This is a genomic window from Pseudomonas sp. MPB23 (assembly GCF_046605395.1).
Classification (GTDB): Bacteria; Pseudomonadota; Gammaproteobacteria; order Pseudomonadales; family Pseudomonadaceae; genus Aquipseudomonas.
Window position 1 is genome coordinate 5,923,384 of sequence record NZ_CP176771.1, and the last position, 21,570, is coordinate 5,944,953.

The following is a 21,570-nucleotide window of genomic DNA, read 5'->3' on the forward strand; positions in this document are numbered from 1 at the left end:
AAACCTGACAGTAGACAGCGCCCCCAGCCCGCCGGAAGCTGACGAGTTCGCCCCGCACAATTACGTTCGATCATCGCCCACAACCCGCCCTCCCCCGATTGAAGCCCCCCGGACCACCACGCACCATGGCCGCCACCTGCATAAACTCAATAACAACAGGTCCGACACCATGAGCACTTTTCACCCGCGCCGGCTCTTGCTGGCTACCGCTATCGCCAGTCTTGCCCTGCCCGTCGTCGCCGAAGAACACGGTTTTCTCGAAGACGCCAGCGTCAACCTCAACCTGCGCAACTTCTTCATCAACCGTAACTTCACCAACCCGACCAAAACCCAGGGCGGTGCGCAGGAGTGGACGCAAAGCTTCATCCTCGATGCCAAATCCGGCTTCACCCAGGGCACCGTCGGCTTCGGTGTGGATGTGCTGGGCTTGTACTCGCTCAAACTAGACGGCGGCCGCGGTACCGGAGGTACGCAGTTGTTGCCGCTGGATAGCGATGGCCACCCGGCGGATAACTTCGGACGGCTCGGTGTGGCATTCAAGACGCGGATTTCAAAGACCGAATTGAAGGTCGGCGAATGGATGCCGGTGCTGCCGATCCTGCGTTCGGACGATGGCCGCTCCTTGCCGCAAACCTTGCGCGGCGGGCAGATCACCTCGAAGGAAATAGACGGGCTGACTCTTTACGGCGGCCAGTTCCGCGCCAACAGCCCGCGGGACGACGGCAGCATGAACGACATGTCGATGACCGGTAAAGCCGCGTTCACCTCCGACCGTTTCAACTTCCAGGGCGGCGAATACGCATTCAATGACAAGCGCACCCAGGTCGGCCTGTGGAACGCCCAGCTCAAGGACATCTACCGCCAGCAGTTCGTCAACCTGATCCACACCCAGCCCCTGGGCGACTGGACCCTGGGCGCCAACCTCGGGTTCTTCTACGGCAAGGACGACGGCAGCGCACGTGCAGGCAGCCTGGACAACAAGACCTGGTCCGGCCTGTTCTCGGCCAAATACGGCGGCAACACCTTCTACGTCGGCGTGCAAAAACTCACCGGCAACAGCGCGTGGATGCGCGTCAACGGCACCAGCGGCGGCACGTTGGCCAACGACAGCTACAACTCGAGCTACGACAACGCACAGGAAAAATCCTGGCAAGTGCGCCACGACTACAACTTCGCCGCCCTCGGGGTACCGGGCCTGACCGTGATGAACCGCTATATCAGCGGTAGCAACGTGCACACCGGCACCGTGACGGACGGCAAGGAATGGGGCCGCGAGAGTGAACTGGGCTACACCGTGCAAAGCGGCAGCCTGAAAAACCTCAACGTACGCTGGCGCAACTCGAGCATGCGCCGCGACTACAGCAACAATGAGTTCGACGAAAACCGGTTGATCGTCAGCTATCCGATAAGTCTGCTGTAAACCGGCGCCGCACTTACGGTATGGTGCGCGCCTGCCGCCACTGAGCTGACTCAGTGGCGGCCTCCAGACGAGCCCGACCCACACCATGAAATCCTTTGCCCTTGCCTCTATCCTGCTGAGCTTGACCTTAAGCCTTGGCGGCTGCATCGGCGCGCCCATCGCCCTGACGCCGCAGACCGAACAACGCCTGCAAACCCAGGCACCGATCCGGTTTCTGCTGACCTTCGACGATGGCCCCAGCGCGTCGGGCTACAACAACCCCAGCCGCTCGGTACTCACCGACCTGGCGCACAACCCAGTGCTGCCGGGGATCAAGGCGGTGTTCTTCCTGCAGACCGAAGCGGCCCGCTCCGGTGGCAGTTCACGCGGGCGCAAGACCATGGAACGTGAGTTTGCCGGCGGCCATGTCCTGGCCTTCCACACCGCCACGGCCTTTCATACCAACCATCGCTGGCTCAATGACGCCGAACTGGAAAGCACCCTCACCCAGGGCGCTGCCGATATCGCCACAATCACCGGCGCCCCACCGGCGCTGGTACGCCCGCCGTTCTGGAACTACGACCGCCGCACTTTCGCCGCCTACCAGCGCCATGGCATGCACGTATTACTGACTGACCTGAGTGCCAATGACGGCAAGATCTGGGGGTTCAACGCCAGCCCACGGCGGCGCGCCAACCTCTATCGACAACTGTCGGTGGTCCGCGAGCGCATTGCATTGGGAGAGTTGCCTACGGTGGACGGCGTGATCCCGGTGGTGGTGACTTTCCATGACATCAACCGCTACACCGCGCGGCACCTGCAGGAGTATCTGCAGATCCTGATGGACAGCGCCCGGATCAACGGCGTGAAGACCGCCGCCGAGCCGTTCTACACCGACCACGCCACGCTGGAACGCGCGGCGCTGGCACGCACGATAAAGGATGTGAACGAACCGGTGCATCTGCCGGGAGTGTGGAACTGGGTGTGGGCGGCCGACACCTACTGACCTCGCCTTGGCAGAGAGACGGCCCACCTCTTACACATTATTCGTACCCCGGCCGATCACACTTTCCTCAAGCCGCAGCTACACATTCGTAGCCATTGCGGAACTCTTTCACTCGAGTGTTCCACTCACGACCCGCACCGACAACGATCTAAGTGCAGGGAGCAGAACTCCGGTTCTGTTGAAACAGCATTCGAATAGAAGTCCATCTATGAATACTATCGCTCCACGCGCCCCTACACCGTTCCTGCCTCCCCACAACGCCTCACCGCCTGCGGCATCCAACCAATCGACACAACGTCCACCCACTCCAGCGTTGGGTGAGGCACGAGGACTTCCCGCCTCACTTGAAGGCAGTGATCTTGTGCCAAAAGTCAAAGAGACAAGACTGGTCGATGACGGCAATCTCACTGCATACAATACGTCCTTGACCATTCAGTTCGACGCTAAAAACCAGGTCCTGATAGACGATAGCCTGACGCTTGAAACCGGCGACCACGCAGACAATATTCATGTCAGAAACCACACCGACGGACGACTCAAGGTCGAGGTCAATGGCAAGTCGTACCTCTTCAATGTCAGAAACGAGAAGGATGGCAAACCCACCCAGCTCTACATCAAAAGCAAGGCCGGTGACGACCATATAACAATCGATGCCGACGTCATGCTTCCGGTAAAAGTTGAAGCCGGTGATGGCGATGATTACGTCAAGGCGGGTGGCGGGCCAAGCCGTCTGTTCGGTGGCAAAGGCAAAGACTATCTTCAACTCGGCAGCGGCCCGGGGTATGCCGAAGGCAATGACGACGATGACACGATGGTGGGAGGCACCGGTAACGCCATCATGTACGGCAACAACGGCAACGACCGAATGTATGCAGGGGCGGGTCCCGCCACCAAAAGGAGCCATCTGGACGGCGGCAACGGGAATGATCAAATGTACGCGGGCAATGGTCACACCGTTATGAATGGCGGTAAGAATGACGACCTGATGGTGGGCCACGACTCCACCACCTTCTATAGCGGAAAGGGCTGGGACATTGTCAGATCCAACAACCGGAATGACCGTATCTATGCGAAAACCACCGACAGGATCATCAGCCCTGCGGGAGCAACGTGGGTGCCGATTACACCCGATGAATCAGGTAAAAAAGGATTGAACATCCAAGGCACACCTGACTTCAAACAACGTGTCGAGGATGACTTTGAACTCCTGCGTAGCTCACCCGTCGGGCAAAAAATGCTGGCGGCATTGGACGACGCAGCGGTAAAAAATGGCGCCCCCGTACACATCAAATCCGGAGAGAAAGAACTGTTTGATATGGACCAAGAGCATAGAGAGAAAACACGCTACACATTCACAAACACCACGACGGATGACAACTCAACGCCACCGACTCAAGAAGATAACGAGTCGCCAAAGAATGGCTTTGTTCGCAATGGAGTGCGTGGGATCGCCAATACGGATGGAACGATCTTCTATGACCCCTCAAGCCGGTACGACTACCACGCCCTCAAATCCGCTCCGGTAACAAATTTTTACCACGAAATGGCTCACGCCTATAACGGTGCAACCGGCTCTTTTCTCCCCGGAAGCACCCCGGAGCAAGTCGGTGACGGGCCCGCCGAAGATACGCCGAACGCCGAACGCCAGGCTGTCGGACTGCCTACCACTGCCGATCCGTTCGACTTTGACAACGACCCGTTGACCCCGCCGACCTCAACCAACCCCGAAGCACTCACGGAAAACGCCATACGTAAGGAAATGGGCTACGCTCGGCGTAACACCTACACAGTGAAGAGTCACTCACAGCATTGATCGACCCCACGTAGAGCGCCGATCATTCACGGGACTCGACCCCCAACTCATCCCACACCGACTCGGCCATATGAAACGTCGCGTTCGCCGCCGGAATCCCGCAGTAGATCGCGCTCTGCATCAACACTTCCTTGATCTCGGCACGGGTCACGCCGTTGCTGGCGGCGGCACGCAGGTGCAGCTTGAGTTCGTCGTTGCGGTTCATGCCGATCAGCATGGCGATGGTGATCAGGCTGCGGGTATGCCGCGGCAGGCCGGGACGGGTCCAGATGTCACCCCAGGCGTGGCGGGTGATCATTTCCTGGAACTCGCTGTTGAACTCGGTCAGGGCATTGAGGCTGCGGTCGACGTGGGCATCGCCGAGCACTTCGCGGCGCACTTTCAGGCCATCGGTGTAACGTTGTTTCTCGTCCACAAAAGACTCCTCAGCGGGCCAGCAGAAATTGAATCACCCGGTCGCTGAACGCAGCGCCGGCCTGGACATTGGACAGGTGCGCGGCATAGAACTCGGCGTACTCGGCGTGCTGCACATGATCCTGGATAAAGTGGCTGTCGGCCGGCGGTGTGACCGCATCTTGGGTGCCGGCAATCACCAGGGTCGGCACCTTGATCGCGGCCAATTGCTCACGGAAATCGGCATCGCGCACCGCGGCGCAGTTGGCTGTGTAACCCTGGGGCGATGTGGCCGCGAGCATGTCGGTGATCCGCTTGGCCTGATGCGGGTGGGCTGCCGCGAAATCGGCGGTGAACCAGCGTGCAATCGAGGCATCGCGTAGCGCGATCATCGCTGCCGCACCGTCGCGCAGGACCATCTCGATACGCGGGTTCCAGATCTCCGGCGTGCCGATCCTGGCGGCGGTGTTGCATACCACCAGGCGTTGCAGACGCTCCCCGGCGTTGATGCCGAGCCATTGGCCGATCAGGCCGCCCATGGACAACCCGCAGAAATGCGCACGCGGGATATCCAGCGCGTCGAGCAGCGCGATCACGTCGCGGCCCAGTTGTTCGATGCTGTAGGGGCCCTCGGTCACCAGGGATTCACCGTGGCCACGGGTGTCGAACCGCAGCACGCGAAAATGCTCGGTGAAGGCTGGGATCTGGAGATCCCACATCTGCAGGTCGGTGCCCAGGGAGTTGGACAGCACCAGCACGGGCGCGCCCGCGGGCCCTTCCAGTTGGTAATGCAGTTCGCCCTCGGCGAGTTGTACAAAAGCCACAGCAATCTCCTCAAGCGTTCAGTGCAAAGTGTTCGGTCACAGCGCGAGTGACCCAGGTGCAGGCCTGGCCCAGGTAGTGGGCCGGGTCGAGCAGGCGGTCCAGTTCGGCCGCAGAGAGTTCGGCGGTGATCTGCGGTTCGTCCGCCAGTACCGCCCGCAAGTGGCGCCCTTCGGCAACCGCGCGTTTGCAGCAGTGTTCCAACAGATGGTGGGCGGTCTCCCGGCCCAGGCGTTGGGCGAGCACGATGCTGACGGCTTCGGCCAGCACCAGGCCCTGGGTCAGATCAAGGTTGTAGGCCATGCGCTCAGGATCGACTTCCAACCCGTCGCTCACCAGCAGCGCCTGTTGCAAGGCCCCGGACACCAACCGGCAAATCTCGGGCAAGGTTTCCCATTCGGCATGCCACAGGCCCAGGCTGCGCTCGTGCTCCTGGGGCATGGCGCTGAACATCGTCGCCACCAACCCTGGCACACGGGTCGCCGCGCTGATCAGCACGGCGGCGCCCACCGGGTTGCGCTTATGGGGCATGGTGGATGAACCGCCCTTGCCCGGCGCCGACGGTTCGAACACTTCCGCCGCTTCGGTCTGCATCAACAAGCTAATATCGCGCCCCAGCTTACCGAGGCTGCCGGCGATCAGGCCGAGTACGCTGGCGAACTCCACCAGGCGATCACGCTGGGTGTGCCAGGGTTGTTCGGGCAGGCTCAGTTGCAGCTCAGCGGCCAGGGCTTCGGCCACCGGCATGGCGTGTTCGCCGAGTGCCGCCAACGTGCCGGACGCGCCGCCGAATTGCAGCACCAGAAGGCGCGGCTTGAGCTCGGCCAGACGCTGGCGACTGCGCGTCACCGCGCCCAGCCAACCGGCGATTTTCATGCCCAGAGTGACCGGCGTCGCATGCTGCAACCAGGTGCGTCCCGCCATCGGCACGTCGGCATAACGCTGTGCCTGGAAGGCCAGGATGTCGCCCAAACGCGCCAGGTCGGTTTCGATCAACGCCACGGCCCGCCGCAGTTGCAGGACCAGGCCGGTGTCCATCACATCCTGACTGGTTGCGCCCAGGTGTACGTAGCGTTCGGCGCCGGCATCGTCAGCGGCAATCAACTTGCCCAACGCCTTCACCAGCGGAATCGCCGAATTCCCCGCAGTGGCAATCGCCACGCCGAGGGCATCCACGTCGTACAGCGACGCCAGGCACGCCTGGGCAATCGGTGCGACGGCCGCCTGGGGGATCAACCCCACCTGAGCCTCGGCCCGGGCCAAGCCGGCTTCGAAATCCAGCATGCCCTGCAGGCGTCCCTGGTCGCAGAACACCTCGGCCATGTTGTCAGCGGTGAAGTAAGCGTCGAACAGCTGATTGCTCGTGCGCAGTGTCATAACTCACCTCTTATAGATCGTGATGCAAGTACGCTGCCTGCTTGGGCAGGCGCAGGCTGAACAGGAAAGCCACCGCCATCATGCCGGTGACGTACCAATAAAAGGTGTTTTCCATGCCCAGGGATTTGAGGCCCAACGCCACATATTCGGCCGAACCGCCGAAGATCGCGTTGGCCACCGCATAGGCCAGGCCTACGCCCAGGGCGCGCACCTGCGGCGGGAACATTTCGGCTTTCACCAGGCCGCTGATCGAGGTGTAGAAACTCACGATGGCCAGGGCCAGGGTAATCAACACAAAGGCCAGGAACGGGCTGCTGACGGTTTTCAGGCTGAGCAGGATCGGCATTGTGCACAGGGTTCCCAGCGCGCCGAACCAGAGCATCGAGTTACGGCGGCCGATCTTGTCCGCGAGCATGCCGAACAGCGGTTGCATGCACATGTACAGGAACAGGGCGCCGGTCATGATGTAGCTGGCGGTCTTGGCGTGCATCCCGGCGGTGTTCACCAGGTACTTCTGCATGTAGGTGGTAAAGGTGTAGAAAATCAACGAACCGCCGGCGGTGTAGCCGAGCACGGTGATGAACGCGGCCTTGTGGTCACGGAACAGCGCGGCGATGCTGCCGGCGTCCTTGTCTTCGCGCATTTCCTTGCTGGTGGTTTCCTTGAGGGTGCGACGCAGCAGCAGGGAGATCACCGCCGCGATGGCGCCGATCACGAACGGAATCCGCCAGCCCCAGGCGCGCAGTTCATCTTCGGTGAGGATCTGTTGCAGGATCACCACCACCAGCACGGCCAGCAATTGCCCGCCGATCAGGGTCACGTACTGGAACGATGCAAAGAAGCCACGCTGGCCCTTGAGCGCCACTTCACTCATGTAGGTCGCGGTGGTGCCGTATTCGCCGCCCACCGACAGGCCCTGGAACAGCCGCGCCACCAACAGCAACGCCGGGGCCCAGGCGCCGATGTCCTTGTAGGTGGGCAGGAAGGCGATGACCAGGGAACCGGCGCACATCATCAGCACCGAGATCATCATGGAATTCTTGCGACCGTGCTTGTCGGCCACCCGGCCAAACAGCCAGCCGCCGATGGGCCGCATCAGGAAACCGGCGGCGAACACGCCAGCGGTGTTGAGCAGTTGGACCGTGGGGTCATCCGACGGAAAAAACGCCGGGGCGAAGTAAATGGCGCAGAAGGCATAGACGTAGAAGTCGAACCATTCGACGAGGTTGCCGGAGGAGGCACCGACGATCGCAAAGATCCGTTTGCTGCGTTCTTCTCCGGTGTAGTGACTGGTCGTGGTCGTCATGTTTTTTTTCACTCAGTGGGAACGGTTATTAGCCTAGACATACTTTGCAACAACCATGTTCCGCAAGCAGACATTTACAGAGATATCACCTGCCCCCCATTCCTTGTAGGAGCGCGTCAGTAATCGAAGAACACCGTTTCCTTGTCTGTGCCCTGCAAAATCACATTCCACTGATGCACACCGTCTGCATCCGGCTTGGCAATCAAGGTGCTGCGCCGCTCTGCGGGCACACAGGCGAGCAACGGGTCGTCCGCATTCAACGCCTCACCGTCAAAATAAATCCGCGTCAGCAGGTGCTTGACCAAACCACGGGCAAACACCAGCACCACCAGGTGCGGCGCCTGGGTCGTGCCGCCAAGCCCGGGCACGCTGCCCGGCTTGATGGTGGTGAAGCGGAAGCGCCCTTCGCCATCCACCGGCACACGGCCGAACCCTTCGAAGTTCGGGTCGACGGCTTTGTCCTGTTCATCTTCAGGATGGTCGTACTTGCCGGCGGCATTGGCCTGCCAGACTTCCAGCATCGCGTCGTTGACGACATCACCATTGCCGTCCAGCACTTGCCCGCTGATCGCCACACGCTCGCCGCGGGTGGCGGCAACCGTCAGGTCTTCGCGGTTCAACCAGGTCAGGCCGATGTGGTAATACGGCCCGACGGTGTGGGACGTGGTCGCATTGAGTGTCATCTCATTTCTCCATCGGCGTGGCGTCGCGGCCGCGCAGGACGATGTCCCAGCGGTAGCCGAGGGCATAGAAAGGAATGGTTTTTTCCAGGTCGAAACGTGCGATCAGGCGTTCCTTGGCGCGGGTGTCCGGTACGCAGTTATAAATCGGGTCGTATTCCAGCAACGGATCGCCAGGGAAGTACATCTGCGTCACCAGCCGCGTCAGCACGCTGGGCCCGAACAGCGAAAAGTGGATATGCGCCGGGCGCCACGCATTGTGGTGGTTGCCCCATGGGTAGGCGCCGGGTTTGATGGTCTGGAACTGGTACCAGCCATCGGCGTCGGTGACGGTGCGCCCGGTGCCGGTGAAATTCGGGTCCAGCGGCGCGTCGTGCAGGTCGCGCGGGTGGTTGTAGCGACCGGCGGCGTTGGCCTGCCAGATCTCCACGAGAATGCCCGGTACCGGCAGGCCGTTTTCATCCAGCACCCGGCCATGGATGATGATGCGCTCGCCCTGGGGCTCGCCATCGTGCTGGACGGTGAGGTCGTTGTCCTTCTCATTGACCCGCTCGGCACCGACGGTCGGGCCGGTGATTTCCGACAGGGAATGGGGCAGGAACACCAGCGGTTTGGATGGCGAACGCAGGTTCGTCGACTGGTACGCCGGGTGCAGGTAATCAGGTTGAGTACCCGCTTGCGGACGCCGGTAACCGGGCTTGTCACTCATGAAGCGGTCCTCTCTTATTAGATGCGTTCAATCGCCAGGGCCAAGCCTTGGCCAACGCCCACGCACATGGTCGCCAGGCCTCTGCGACCGCCGGTCTTTCCAGTTGATGCAGGGCCGTCAACACCAGCCGCGCACCGCTCATGCCCAGGGGATGGCCGAGGGCGATGGCGCCGCCGTTCGGGTTGACCTGCGGTGCATCGTCAGCGATACCCAGTTCACGCAGCACCGCCAGGCCTTGGCTGGCGAAGGCTTCGTTGAGTTCGATCACGTCAAAGTCGCTGACAGCCAGGCCCAGGCGCTCCACCAGTTTGCGCACCGCCGGCACCGGGCCGATGCCCATCACCCGTGGCGCCACACCGGCACTGGCCATGCCCAATACGCGGGCACGGGCGGTCAGGCCGTGTTTTTTCACCGCGTCGGCAGAAGCAAGAATCAGCGCCGCCGCCCCGTCGTTCACGCCCGAGGCATTGCCGGCGGTGACGGTCTTGTCCGGGCCATTGACCGGTTTGAGTCTGGCCAGGGTTTCCAGGGTGGTGTCGGCCCGTGGATGCTCATCCTGATCCACCACGGTTTCGCCTTTTTTATGCGCGACGCGCACCGGCACGATCTCTTCGGCGAAGAAACCGGCGGCTTGTGCGGCAGCCGTGCGTTGCTGGCTGCGCAGGGCGAAGGCGTCCTGGTCGGCACGGGATACGTTGTAGTCGTCGGCGACGTTATCGGCGGTCTGCGGCATCGCGTCCACGCCGTATTGGGCCTTCATCAACGGGTTGATAAAGCGCCAGCCGATGGTGGTGTCTTCGAGTTTCATGTTGCGTGAAAACGCCGCGTCAGCCTTGCCCATCACGAACGGCGCGCGGGACATTGACTCGACGCCGCCGGCAATCGCCAGCTCCATCTCACCGCTGGCGATCGCACGAAACGCCGTGCCGATCGCGTCCATGCCCGAGGCGCACAGGCGGTTGAGGGTCACGCCGGGAATGCTTTCCGGCAGGCCCGCCAGCAACAGCGCCATGCGCGCCACGTTGCGGTTGTCTTCACCGGCCTGGTTGGCACAGCCGAGGAACACTTCGTCGACCGCTGTCCAGTCCACCGACGGGTTACGTTCGATCAGCGTCTTGATCGGCAGCGCCGCCAGGTCATCGGCGCGCACGCTGGACAGGCCACCGCCAAAACGGCCGATGGGGGTGCGAATGGCATCACAGATAAATACTTCGCGCATCAGGCTTCTCCCGGTGCTTGGCCATGGGCGGCGGCGGTGCGTGCTTCAAGATCACGCAAGGCCGTCAGTTCGACCTCGGTAGGTGCCTCGGTGGTGCTCACCTGGTCGGCGAAGCGGATCGCCCAACCGGTGGCGGCCACCACTTGCTCGCGGGTCACGCCGGGGTGCAGCGCGGTGACCACGAACTCATGGGTGCCCTCCTCGGGCTCCATGATGCACAGGTCGGTAATAATTCCGACAGGACCGGCCCCCGGCAGACCCAGGCGCTTGCGTGAATCGCCGCCTTCGCCGTGGCCGACCGACGTGATGAAGTCCAGCTTGTCGACGAACGAGCGCGACGACTGCTTGAGGATGATCAGCACGCTCTTGGCGGAACCGGCGATTTCCGGTGCGCCACCGGCACCCGGCAGGCGCACTTTGGGCTGGTGATAGTCACCGACCACGGTGGTGTTGATGTTGCCGAAACGGTCGACCTGGGCCGCGCCGAGAAAGCCGACGTCGATGCGCCCGCCCTGCAGCCAGTAGCGAAAAATCTCACCGGTCGGTACTACGGTGTCGGCGGTTTCCGCCAGCTCACCGTCACCGATGGACAGCGGCAGTACGCTGGGCTTGGCGCCAATCGGGCCGGATTCGTAGATCAGCACCACGTCCGGCGACGAGGTCAGGCGCGCCAGGTTGGCGGCCTTGGACGGCAGGCCGATGCCCACAAAGCAAACCGAGCCGTTCTTGAGGCGGCGCGCGGCGGCGACGGTCATCATTTCATTGGTCGAGTAGGTCATTACTTGGCCTCCTGCGCGCTGGCCAGCTTGGCCTGGAATTCACTGAAATCGGCGGTGCCGTGGATGTATTCGTCAATCCAGGCGGTAAACGTCCCACGGTCGCGGGCGATTGGGTCCCAGGCCTGGTAGAAGCGGTTATCCCGCTCGTTGTAGCCATGGGCGTAGGACGGATGCGCGCCACCGGGCACATGACACACCGCCGTCAGCGCCCAGGTCGGCAGCACGCAGCTGTTCATCGGCGCATCGAGGTCATCGACGATTTCCTCGACGGTGACGATGCAACGCTTGGCCGCCAGGGCCGCTTCCTTCTGCACCCCGAGAATGCCCCAGAGCAGCACGTTGCCCTTGCGGTCGGCCTTTTGTGCATGGATCACGCTGACGTCCGGACGCACCGACGGCACCGCTGCCAGCACTTCGCCCGTGAATGGGCAGGTGACGGTCTTGATCAGCGGGTTGACCTTGGGCAGATCGGAACCGGCGTAGGCCCGCAGTACCGCAAAGGGCAGGCCCGAGGCACCGGCGACGTAGGCATTGGCCAGGTCGGCGTGGCTGTGTTCTTCGATCTCCAGCGGTTGCGGCCATTGCTTCTCGACCGCATCGCGCAGGCGATGCAAGGAGCCCACACCGGGGTTGCCGCCCCAGGAGAAAATCAATTTGCGCGCGCAGCCGGCACCGATCAACTGGTCGTAGACCAAGTCAGGCGTCATACGCACCAGCGTCAGGTCTTTCTTGCCCTGACGAATGATTTCATGACCTGCAGCCGTAGGGATCAGATGGGTGAAACCTTCCAGTGCGACGGTATCGCCGTCGTTCACGAATTGCTTCACCGCGTCACGCAACGCAAGAATTTCAGCCATGGGGTTAGGCTCCCGGTTTCGATCGAAAGAGGCGCTGAGATCGCGCCGAAGTGCTTGAAGGTTAAGCTGGGGGCATGGGCCAAACAATCCGATAATCGACTCAGCGTTCGATTATCGAACGAATTGTTGTCTAGCTAATGGTCGCCTCAGGTGGCGTCGGCATGGCTGACCATGCCTTTGATCACCACGGCGGCCGTGGCCAAGGCGGCCGGAATCACCAACGCCGTGAGCACCTGCTCGAAGTTCCAGCCCAGGCCCAGCAATGTGGCGCCCATCCAGGCGCCGAGGATCGCCCCGAAGCGGCCGATGCCGAGCATCCACGACACACCGGTGGCGCGACCTTGGGTGGGGTAGAAACGGGCAGCCAGGGACGGCATGGCCGATTGCGCACCGTTGACGCACATCCCGGCGATCAGCACCAGGGTCGCCAACACGGTGATGTTGCCCAGACTCTGCCCTACCGCGTAGGCAAACACCCCGGCCAGCAGGTAGAAGGTGCCGATGACCTTGTGGGGATTGAACCGGTCCATCGCCCATCCCACACCGACCGCGCTCAGCACCCCACCAAACTGGAACAACGCACCGATGAACGCAGCCTGTTCCATGCTGGCACCGCTGTCGCGCATCAACGTCGGCAGCCAACTGGTGAGCAGGTACACGATCACCAGGCCCATGAAGTAAGTGAGCCACAGCAGCAAAGTGCCAGCGCTGTAGGTGCCGGAGAAGATCACTGCCAATACGTTGCGCGCCTTGACGGTTTTTTGCTCGGGCACACTGAAGCCCGTGGCCCGGGCGACGATCCCGGGGTCGATGGGCGACAGGGTTTTGCGCACCTTGTCGGTCCCGCGGTTGCGCACCACCAGAAAGCGCGCCGACTCCGGCAGCCACACCAGCAGCACCACCGCCAGAATCAACGGCAGGATACCGCCGATCATCAACAAGGCATGCCAGCCGAACGCCGGGATCAGCTTGGCCGAGATAAACCCGCCGCCCGCCATACCCAGGTTGAAGCCGCAGAACATGCTGGTCACCAGCAGCGACTTGTGGCGTTCGGGGGTGTATTCGGAGAGCAAGGTGGTGGCGTTCGGCATGCCGGCGCCCAGGCCCAGGCCGGTGAGAAAGCGCAGCACCAGCAATTGGTCGACGTTGCTGCTGTAGGCCGAAGCCAGGCTGAAGGCACCAAACACCAGCACCGCACCGACCAGCACGACTTTACGCCCGAAGCGGTCAGCCAGCGGGCCGGAACCCAGGGCGCCGAACACCATGCCGATCAGCGCGGCGCTCATCACCGGGCCCAGGCTGGCGCGGTCGATGCCCCAGTCCTGGGACAGCGCCGGCGCGATAAAACCCATGGCGGCGGTGTCGAGGCCGTCGAGGAAGACAATCAGGAAACACAGGATCACCACACGCCACTGGTAGCGTGACAGCGGTTGGGCATTGATGAAGGACTGCACGTCCAGGATGGAACCGACAGAAGGCTGATTCATTATTTTTATTCCACACCGATGGCGGGCCAACGACCTGGGGTCGTCATTATTATTGGAGCGCCAGAGCGCTGCCGCACCTTAATGAGCCAGGGGAAACAGCGTCAATTCATCCCACCCGTATCTGTGCGATCACCGAACAGCTTAGGCAAACAGCTGCGCGCTCAGCTCACGACTGGCACTGAGCATGCTCGGCAGGAAACGCTGCTCCAGCTCGCTGCGGCTGACCCTCCCGGCATGGGTGCTGACGTTGAGCGCGGCCAGCACCTGGCCCGACGCGTCATACACCGGCACGGCGATGGAACGCAGGCCCTGTTCCAGCTCCTGGTCGACGATGCACCAGCCCTGCTGCCGCACTTGTTGCAGGCATTCGAACAACGCTTCGGGGGTGGTCAGCGTACGGCTGGTCTTGGTTTGCAGGTCGGCGTGGTCGAGGTAATCCTGCAGCGACGCGTCGTCCAACGCCGCGAGCAGGATGCGGCCCATGGAGGTGCAATACGCCGGCAAGCGTCCGCCCACGGACAAGTCCACGGAAATCAGGCGTTGGGTGGTGGCCGAACGGGCGATATAGAGGATGTCGTCACCTTCGAGGGTGGCCATGTTGCAGGCTTCGTGCAGTTGCTCGCTCATGCGGTCCAGATACGGTTGCGCCGAGACCGCCAGCGGCGTGGACGACAAATAGGCATGGCCCAGGGTCAGGACTTTGGGCAACAGCGAATAAGTGCGCCCGTCGGTGGTGGCGTAGCCGAGTTTGATCAGGGTGTGCAGGCAACGGCGCACGGCGGCGCGGGGGATTTCCGTGCGGTGGCTGATCTGGGCGATGGTGAGGTGGCGCTTGCGCTCCTGGAATGCCTGCACCACGGCCAGGCCACGGGCCAGGGAAGTCATGAAGTCCGGATCACCGGTGAATGCCTGGATACGCTTGGCCGGTGAGGCAACGATCGGCGGCGCCGCTGACGCAAAAGAGTTGCGCAATTGATCGTTCATGTCGGGTTCCTTTCTCTTATTGTCAACCGCAAGGGAGGTTTGGCCGCTATTACAAGCCGCGTCGGTCGGAATGCACAAGGCAAGCCCGGCAACATTGGGCGATTATCGGACGATCATTCGATAATCGCAATTTGGCAATCTCAGCGACCGGCAAGCCAACCCGCGCGCGCCCTGCAAAGTTTCAGCGAGGTTTTATAACGCCGATAGTTATGTGGAACTTATGACGTCAAATTTTCCACCCATACCGACGATCCCGAGTAACAAAACCCTCACACAACGTTGACGCTTTTTAACTTTATGCTGATAGTGTTATTCAAATGCGCCGCTATAATGCACCCTGTGTGTGGGTCCGCCGGATTTCATCATCGGCACCGGAGCCCGCCCGGTGACGCACAGGCCGTGCATTGCCGATAAAAACAACCGGCTTCGAATGACAGCACTCAAACGTGCTCGCTCGCACCTAGTTCAAACTTGAACACCGCAAGGATTCAACTTTGAATAGCCCGAGGGCGGCATTCGGGCATAACACTGCAATGTAATTACTCAACTCAATTAGGTAGCAATGTGACGAAAGATGAACTGCGCGCGGAACTTGAGCGCCAGGAGCAACGTTACAAGGAAGTTTACGGCGGGGAAGTCACCACCTACGCCGCCCAGCCTGAACCTGAGCGCAAACCATGGCGCAAGCGAGCCAGCCTGCTCGACCAGGCATTTGCCCAGGAAATCCAAAAGATTGAACAGGAACTCAAAACCGAAGAGTCATAAGCGATTCGGTTAGAGCCTCATGGTTCGGCCTCGGTTGCTAGCCCATAGCTAGCAACCGGCAACCTTGCACCTCACTGCCCTCAGTGAAATCTCATACAAATGTTTCCGACATGACGTTTGAGTGACAAATCCGCGTCCTGCACGCCCTCAGCCCTATAAATCAAAGACTTGCCAACCCCCCAAAAACCCTGGGATGCACGCCTTTCCTAGCTGTTTTTTCATTGAAGAATGTTACCGATGAGCAGCTAGTGCATCGATTACCAAGGTTTTCTGGCATAATCGCGCCCCCTTACGACCGGGTCAGAAAACCTTCATGATCGATTTATTCAGCGGACTGGATGCTTGGGTTCTAGTGAGCCTGTTGCTCGCCCTGGCCTTTGTCCTTGCCTTCGAGTTCATCAATGGCTTTCATGACACCGCTAACGCGGTGGCCACAGTCATCTATACCAAAGCCATGCCGCCGCACCTGGCCGTGTTCTTCTCCGGGGTATTCAACTTCCTCGGCGTGTTGCTCGGTGGTGTCGGTGTCGCCTATGCCATCGTGCACTTGCTGCCGGTGGAGTTGCTGATCAATGTGAACACCGGCCATGGTCTGGCCATGGTCTTCTCTCTATTGGCCGCGGCGATCACCTGGAACCTGGGCACTTGGTACTTCGGTATTCCCGCCTCCAGCTCCCACACCCTGATCGGTTCGATCCTCGGTGTCGGCCTGGCCAATGCGCTGATCAACGACATTCCCCTGGCTGACGGTGTGAACTGGCAGAAAGCTATCGATATCGGCGCCTCCCTGGTGTTCTCGCCGATGGCCGGCTTCCTGGTCGCAGCCCTGGTGCTGATGGCTCTGAAATGGTGGCGCCCACTGTCGAAGATGCACAAGACCCCGGACCAGCGCCGCAAGGTCGACGACAAGAAACGTCCGCCATTCTGGAACCGCCTGGTGCTGGTGATTTCGGCCATGGCCGTGAGTTTCGTACACGGCTCCAACGATGGTCAGAAGGGTATCGGCCTGATCATGCTGGTGCTGATCGGTATCGTGCCGGCACAGTTCGTCCTCGACCTGGGCAGCACCACTTACCAGATCGAACGTACCCGCGATGCCACGGTGCACTTGAACCAGTTCTACCAGCGCAATCACGAAACCCTGGGCGAGTTCCTGTCCCTGGGCAAAAGCGTAAAGGATGACCTGCCGGGCAAGTTCCGCTGCAACCCGCAGCAGACCGAGCCCACCATCAATGCACTGGTTGACACCTTGAAAGGTGTTTCCGACTACCACTCGCTGAATGCCGATCAGCGCATTGAAGTGCGCCGCTACCTGCTCTGCCTGGACGACACCGCGAAAAAAGTCGGCAAGTTGCCTGGCCTGGATCCGCGTGAGAAGTCCGACCTCGACAAACTGCGCAAAGACCTGACCGCCACCACCGAGTACGCACCGTTCTGGGTGATCCTCGCAGTCGCCATGGCCCTGGGCCTGGGCACCATGGTGGGCTGGAAACGTGTGGTACTGACCATCGGTGAGAAAATCGGCAAGCAGGGCATGACCTATGCCCAAGGCATGTCGGCCCAGATCACCACGGCCAGCATGATCGGCCTGGCCAATATCTTCAGCCTGCCGGTATCGACCACCCACGTACTCTCATCGGGTGTGGCCGGGACCATGGTCGCGAACAAAAGCGGCCTGCAGAGCGGCACCGTCAAGACCATCCTGATGGCCTGGGTGCTGACCCTGCCGGCAACCGTGGGCCTGTCGGCCGGGCTGTTCTGGTTGGCGTCCACGGCGCTGGGCAACTGACAAACTACGGCTGAATAATAAAAAAGGTGCGGCTTCGATGAAGACCGCACCTTTTTTTATGCGCCTGTATTAATGAGCGTCGTTAAATAGCAGGCAAAAAAAAGGGCGACCGAAGTCGCCCAAAATGCCTTGCGTGCTCATGTAACCCGGAAAGACCTACGGCTTTTTACGCTTGTTCGCGTCTTTCCAGATAAAAAATCCAAACCCTACAAAAAACAACACCATGAGGCCTACAGTCAGCACTCCGGCGAACACCACATTGTCGATAAACATGACCGGCCTCCTGGACTTGCCTTGTTGCGATAGGGCTAAGTTAATGGAGAAGGCGGAATGGAAAATTGACGCGGATCAATGTCGCCAGCAACGTGGCGTAAAGAAGGGCAATAACTGACCTGCATCAATAGATGCAGGCTGTTTCAACGCTTTTTGGGTTTGTTTTTCGACTTTTTCTTAACTTTACCCAACGGCATCGCCTGCTCAAATGCCTGGCGCACTTCATTCAGGCGTTTGTCATTGAGGTCATGCACACGTTTGGCACGTTCGGCATTCAGGTCGATCAGCTTGTCGTCGCTCATGGCTTGGCTTACTACGTCGTGGCGGGAATGGCTCAATAATGCAACGTCCCCCACTCCACGGCAAATCAGCCGGCGGCAACACAGCCATCGCCAAAGCGCGAAGCGCTGAACCAGGGAGTTGTCTGTTGCTTTGCAGGCAGGGTCGGGTAACACGAGGCAGGAACGTTATTGGACTGGGGATGCGCGATTAGACCTCGACATCCACCCACAGGCCCTGGCGCGGCGCGTCTTCGATCAACGGCACCACCGGCACGGTATTGTCGGCGTTGAGCACATCGCCAGGAATCGCCAGGTGCTCCTGCGGGTCTTCATCGGCTTCGCGCCGGCGTTTCTGTTGTTCCTGCTGGCGACGTTGTTCTTCGCGCAGCAGTAAGGTCGACTGCTCGGCATCACCGTTTTTCAGATCGATCGTGCTTTCGTTGGAGCTGGCCTGAACGGGCACCACGGGCGGGATATCCGGTTTCTGGCGCACCGGATCGAGCTGAGAGGTGACCGGCACGACGCTCACGGGCAGCATGGGTGGAAACATAATAATTATTCTCCTGATCAACAGGCTGTCGGCGGGTTGCAGGGCGACTTGAGCGCAGGCTCGCCAACCTGTGACCCAATCCACACTCGCAAGTGCCCGCCACCCGTCGAATCGACTGCCGAAGCGCCCCCGCAACGCAGTAGTTTTGTCAGAGTCCTTGGGCGCGGGACCTTGTTCCGTTAACATAGTCGGCTTTTTCACGGCGGGAGTCAGGCAGCATGGCGCAGCAGTATCAACCGGGGCAACGCTGGATTAGTGACAGCGAAGCAGAGCTGGGGTTAGGCACCGTTCTGGCACAGGACGGCCGCTTGTTGACCGTGCTCTATCCGGCCACTGGCGACACGCGCCAGTATGCGCTACGGAATGCGCCCCTCACCCGCGTGAGGTTCTCGCCGGGTGACACCATCACCCATTTCGAAGGCTGGAAAATGACCGTGCAGGAAGTCGACGATGTCGATGGCTTGCTGGTGTACCACGGCCTCAATGGCCAGAACGAGCAGGTCACCCTGCCGGAAACCCAACTCTCCAACTTCATCCAGTTCCGCCTGGCCAGTGACCGCCTGTTCGCCGGGCAGATCGACCCCCTGGCCTGGTTCTCACTGCGTTACCACACCCTGGAACATACCAGCCGTCAGTTGCAGTCCTCGCTGTGGGGCCTGGGTGGCGTACGTGCGCAACCGATCGCGCACCAACTGCACATCGCCCGTGAAGTCGCCGACCGTATCGCGCCGCGGGTATTGCTGGCAGACGAAGTGGGCCTGGGCAAGACCATCGAAGCCGGCCTGGTGATCCATCGTCAGTTGCTGTCTGGACGCGCCAACCGCGTGCTGATCCTGGTACCGGAAAACCTGCAGCACCAATGGCTGGTGGAAATGCGCCGCCGCTTCAACCTGCAGGTTGCGCTGTTCGACGAAGAACGCTTCATCGAAAGCGATGCCGCCAACCCGTTCGAAGACACTCAGTTGGCCCTGGTCGCCCTGGAATGGCTGGTGGACGACGAGAAGGCCCAGGACGCGCTGTTCGCCGCCGGCTGGGACCTGCTGGTGGTCGACGAAGCCCACCACCTGGTGTGGCATGAAGACAACGCCAGCCCCGAGTATTCGCTGGTCGAGCAACTCGCCGAAGTGATCCCTGGCGTGCTGCTGCTCACCGCCACCCCGGAACAACTGGGCCAGGACAGCCACTTCGCGCGCCTGCGCCTGCTGGACCCGAATCGCTTCCACGACCTGAAGGCCTTCCGCGCCGAAAGCGAGAACTATCGCCCGGTGGCCGAAGCCGTGCAGGAGCTGCTGGACAAGGGCCGACTGTCGCCTGAAGCGCACAAAACCATTCAGGGTTTCCTCGGCAACGAAGGCGAAGCGTTGCTCACCGCCGTCAACGATGGCGACACCGAAGCCAGCGCGCGCCTGGTGCGTGAACTGCTCGACCGCCATGGCACCGGCCGCGTGCTGTTCCGCAACACCCGCGCCGCCGTACAAGGCTTCCCGGAGCGCAAGCTGCACGCCTACCCGCTGCCGAACCCGGACGAATACCTCGAGCTGCCGCTGGGCGAACACGCCGAGCTGTACCCGGAGGTCAGTTTCCAGTCGCAGCCGGATATCGACGAAGAAAACCGCTGGTGGCGCTTCGACCCACGGGTCGAGTGGCTGATCGACCAGTTGAAAATGCTCAAGCGCACCAAGGTTTTGGTGATCTGCGCCCACGCCGAAACCGCCATGGACCTCGAAGACGCCCTGCGCGTGCGCTCCGGCATCCCGGCCACGGTGTTCCATGAAGGCATGAACATCCTTGAGCGTGACCGCGCCGCCGCCTACTTCGCCGATGAAGAGTTCGGCGCCCAGGTACTGATCTGCTCGGAAATCGGCAGTGAAGGCCGCAACTTCCAGTTCTCCCACCACCTGGTGCTGTTCGACCTGCCGTCCCACCCCGACCTGCTGGAACAGCGGATCGGTCGTCTGGACCGGATCGGCCAGAAACATGTGATCGAACTGCACGTGCCTTACCTGGAAACCAGCCCGCAAGAGCGCCTGTTCCAGTGGTACCACGAGGCGCTGAATGCGTTCCTCAACACCTGCCCGACCGGCAACGCCTTGCAGCACCAATACGGCCCGCGTCTGCTGCCGCTGCTGGAAAATGCCGACGACGACGAGTGGCAAGCCCTGATCGACGAAGCCCGTGCCGAGCGCGAGCGTCTGGAACAGGAACTGCACACCGGTCGCGATCGCCTGCTGGAGCTCAACTCCGGCGGCGCGGGTGAAGGCGATGCGTTGGTCGAGGCGATCCTCGAACAAGACGATCAGTTCGCCCTGCCGATCTACATGGAAACCCTGTTCGACGCCTTTGGCATCGACAGCGAAGACCATTCGGAAAACGCCCTGATCCTCAAGCCCAGCGAAAAAATGCTCGACGCCAGCTTCCCCCTGGGCGACGACGAAGGCGTGACCATCACCTACGACCGTCACCAGGCGCTGTCACGCGAAGACATGCAGTTCATCACCTGGGAACACCCGATGGTGCAGGGCGGCATGGACCTGGTGCTGTCCGGTTCCATGGGCAACACCGCCGTGGCGCTGATCAAGAACAAAGCGCTCAAGCCGGGCACCGTGTTGCTGGAACTGCTGTACGTCAGCGAAGTGGTTGCCCCACGTTCACTGCAACTGGGCCGCTACCTGCCACCGGCCGCGCTGCGCTGCCTGCTGGATGCCAATGGCAACGACCTGTCCGGCCGCGTGTCGTTTGAAACCCTCAACGACCAGTTGGAAAGCGTGCCACGGGCCAGCGCCAACAAGTTCGTGCAGGCCCAGCGCGATCAACTCACCCCGCGGATCAACGCTGGCGAAGAGAAGATCACCCCGCGCCACGCCGAGCGTGTGGCCGAGGCGAAGCGCCGCCTGGCTGCCGACACCGACGAAGAACTGGCACGCCTGACCGCGCTGCAAGCGGTCAACCCGACCGTGCGCGACAGCGAACTGGTCGCCCTGCGCCAACAACGCGAGCAAGGCCTGGCCATGCTCGACAAGGCCGCGTTGCGACTGGAAGCGATTCGGGTGCTGGTGGCGGGTTGATTACTGCTCTGCCCTG

Annotated in this window: 19 protein-coding genes and 1 pseudogene; 6 read left to right on the forward strand and 14 right to left on the reverse strand. The window is 61.3% G+C overall.

From position 1 onward, the window contains the following. Positions 1-169: 169 nt before the first annotated feature. The 3 genes from ACLH0J_RS26905 (at position 170) to ACLH0J_RS26915 (ending at position 4,218) form a co-directional block, all read left to right on the forward strand. A complete protein-coding gene (locus ACLH0J_RS26905; RefSeq protein WP_411389810.1) occupies positions 170-1,420 on the forward strand; it encodes an OprD family porin in 1,251 nt (416 codons plus the stop codon). Between the two features lie 85 nt (positions 1,421-1,505). Then, positions 1,506-2,405 carry a polysaccharide deacetylase family protein gene (locus ACLH0J_RS26910; RefSeq protein ID WP_411389811.1) on the forward strand — a complete coding sequence of 300 codons (900 nt, stop codon included), beginning with the start codon at positions 1,506-1,508 and terminating at the stop codon, positions 2,403-2,405. Between the two features lie 208 nt (positions 2,406-2,613). Beyond that, complete coding sequence (locus ACLH0J_RS26915) at positions 2,614-4,218, forward strand: M91 family zinc metallopeptidase (RefSeq protein ID WP_411389812.1); 1,605 nt, start codon at positions 2,614-2,616, stop codon at positions 4,216-4,218. A gap of 22 nt (positions 4,219-4,240) precedes the next feature. Here ACLH0J_RS26915 and pcaC read toward each other — a convergent pair whose 3' ends face one another. The 11 genes and pseudogenes from pcaC to pcaR all read right to left on the reverse strand — a co-directional run bounded on the left by pcaC (position 4,241) and on the right by pcaR (position 14,831). Then, positions 4,241-4,633 (reverse strand): 4-carboxymuconolactone decarboxylase, encoded by a 393-nt coding sequence (gene pcaC / locus ACLH0J_RS26920; protein WP_411389813.1) that lies wholly within the window; start codon positions 4,631-4,633, stop codon positions 4,241-4,243. Between the two features lie 10 nt (positions 4,634-4,643). Next, positions 4,644-5,435 carry a 3-oxoadipate enol-lactonase gene (gene pcaD / locus ACLH0J_RS26925; RefSeq protein WP_411389814.1) on the reverse strand — a complete coding sequence of 264 codons (792 nt, stop codon included), beginning with the start codon at positions 5,433-5,435 and terminating at the stop codon, positions 4,644-4,646. A 10-nt stretch (positions 5,436-5,445) separates the two neighbouring features. Beyond that, positions 5,446-6,810, reverse strand: coding sequence for a 3-carboxy-cis,cis-muconate cycloisomerase (locus tag ACLH0J_RS26930; protein WP_411389815.1), 1,365 nt, complete (start codon positions 6,808-6,810; stop codon positions 5,446-5,448). A gap of 10 nt (positions 6,811-6,820) precedes the next feature. Beyond that, positions 6,821-8,116 (reverse strand): MFS family transporter, encoded by a 1,296-nt coding sequence (locus tag ACLH0J_RS26935; RefSeq protein WP_411389816.1) that lies wholly within the window; start codon positions 8,114-8,116, stop codon positions 6,821-6,823. 116 nt (positions 8,117-8,232) lie between these two features. Then, complete coding sequence (gene pcaG, locus ACLH0J_RS26940) at positions 8,233-8,799, reverse strand: protocatechuate 3,4-dioxygenase subunit alpha (RefSeq protein ID WP_411389817.1); 567 nt, start codon at positions 8,797-8,799, stop codon at positions 8,233-8,235. Between the two features lies 1 nt (position 8,800). After that, on the reverse strand, positions 8,801-9,505 hold the full coding sequence (gene pcaH / locus ACLH0J_RS26945; protein ID WP_411389818.1) for a protocatechuate 3,4-dioxygenase subunit beta: 705 nt from the start codon (positions 9,503-9,505) through the stop codon (positions 8,801-8,803). A gap of 17 nt (positions 9,506-9,522) precedes the next feature. Next, positions 9,523-10,727: pseudogene (pcaF, locus tag ACLH0J_RS26950) on the reverse strand (3-oxoadipyl-CoA thiolase). Beyond that, positions 10,724-11,503 (reverse strand): CoA-transferase subunit beta, encoded by a 780-nt coding sequence (locus tag ACLH0J_RS26955; protein WP_411389819.1) that lies wholly within the window; start codon positions 11,501-11,503, stop codon positions 10,724-10,726. Before ACLH0J_RS26955 ends, pcaF begins: the two are co-directional and overlap by 4 nt. Beyond that, positions 11,503-12,360 carry a CoA transferase subunit A gene (locus ACLH0J_RS26960; protein ID WP_411389820.1) on the reverse strand — a complete coding sequence of 286 codons (858 nt, stop codon included), beginning with the start codon at positions 12,358-12,360 and terminating at the stop codon, positions 11,503-11,505. Before ACLH0J_RS26960 ends, ACLH0J_RS26955 begins: the two co-directional genes overlap by 1 nt. Positions 12,361-12,506: 146 nt before the next feature. Further along, a complete protein-coding gene (locus tag ACLH0J_RS26965) occupies positions 12,507-13,847 on the reverse strand; it encodes an MFS transporter (RefSeq protein WP_411389821.1) in 1,341 nt (446 codons plus the stop codon). A gap of 141 nt (positions 13,848-13,988) precedes the next feature. Further along, positions 13,989-14,831: a pca regulon transcriptional regulator PcaR gene (gene pcaR / locus ACLH0J_RS26970; protein ID WP_012722667.1), complete on the reverse strand. Its 843-nt coding sequence runs from the start codon at positions 14,829-14,831 to the stop codon at positions 13,989-13,991. A 564-nt stretch (positions 14,832-15,395) separates the two neighbouring features. Between pcaR and ACLH0J_RS26975 the strand changes: the two genes are divergently transcribed. Further along, positions 15,396-15,596 carry a hypothetical protein gene (locus tag ACLH0J_RS26975; RefSeq protein ID WP_010563590.1) on the forward strand — a complete coding sequence of 67 codons (201 nt, stop codon included), beginning with the start codon at positions 15,396-15,398 and terminating at the stop codon, positions 15,594-15,596. 313 nt (positions 15,597-15,909) lie between these two features. Beyond that, on the forward strand, positions 15,910-17,385 hold the full coding sequence (locus ACLH0J_RS26980; RefSeq protein WP_411389822.1) for an inorganic phosphate transporter: 1,476 nt from the start codon (positions 15,910-15,912) through the stop codon (positions 17,383-17,385). A gap of 156 nt (positions 17,386-17,541) precedes the next feature. Here ACLH0J_RS26980 and ccoM read toward each other — a convergent pair whose 3' ends face one another. The 3 genes from ccoM to ACLH0J_RS26995 form a co-directional block, all read right to left on the reverse strand. Beyond that, positions 17,542-17,658 carry a cytochrome c oxidase subunit CcoM gene (gene ccoM, locus ACLH0J_RS26985; RefSeq protein ID WP_010563588.1) on the reverse strand — a complete coding sequence of 39 codons (117 nt, stop codon included), beginning with the start codon at positions 17,656-17,658 and terminating at the stop codon, positions 17,542-17,544. 143 nt (positions 17,659-17,801) lie between these two features. Next, positions 17,802-17,960, reverse strand: coding sequence for a hypothetical protein (locus tag ACLH0J_RS26990; RefSeq protein ID WP_321142861.1), 159 nt, complete (start codon positions 17,958-17,960; stop codon positions 17,802-17,804). Positions 17,961-18,147: 187 nt separating this feature from the next. Next, positions 18,148-18,489, reverse strand: a complete 342-nt coding sequence (locus ACLH0J_RS26995) for an aspartate-semialdehyde dehydrogenase (RefSeq protein ID WP_411389823.1) — start codon at positions 18,487-18,489, stop codon at positions 18,148-18,150. A gap of 218 nt (positions 18,490-18,707) precedes the next feature. Here ACLH0J_RS26995 and rapA point away from each other — a divergent pair, with 218 nt between their 5' ends. Then, positions 18,708-21,554 (forward strand): RNA polymerase-associated protein RapA, encoded by a 2,847-nt coding sequence (rapA, locus tag ACLH0J_RS27000; protein WP_411389824.1) that lies wholly within the window; start codon positions 18,708-18,710, stop codon positions 21,552-21,554. The last annotated feature ends 16 nt before the right edge of the window (positions 21,555-21,570 follow it).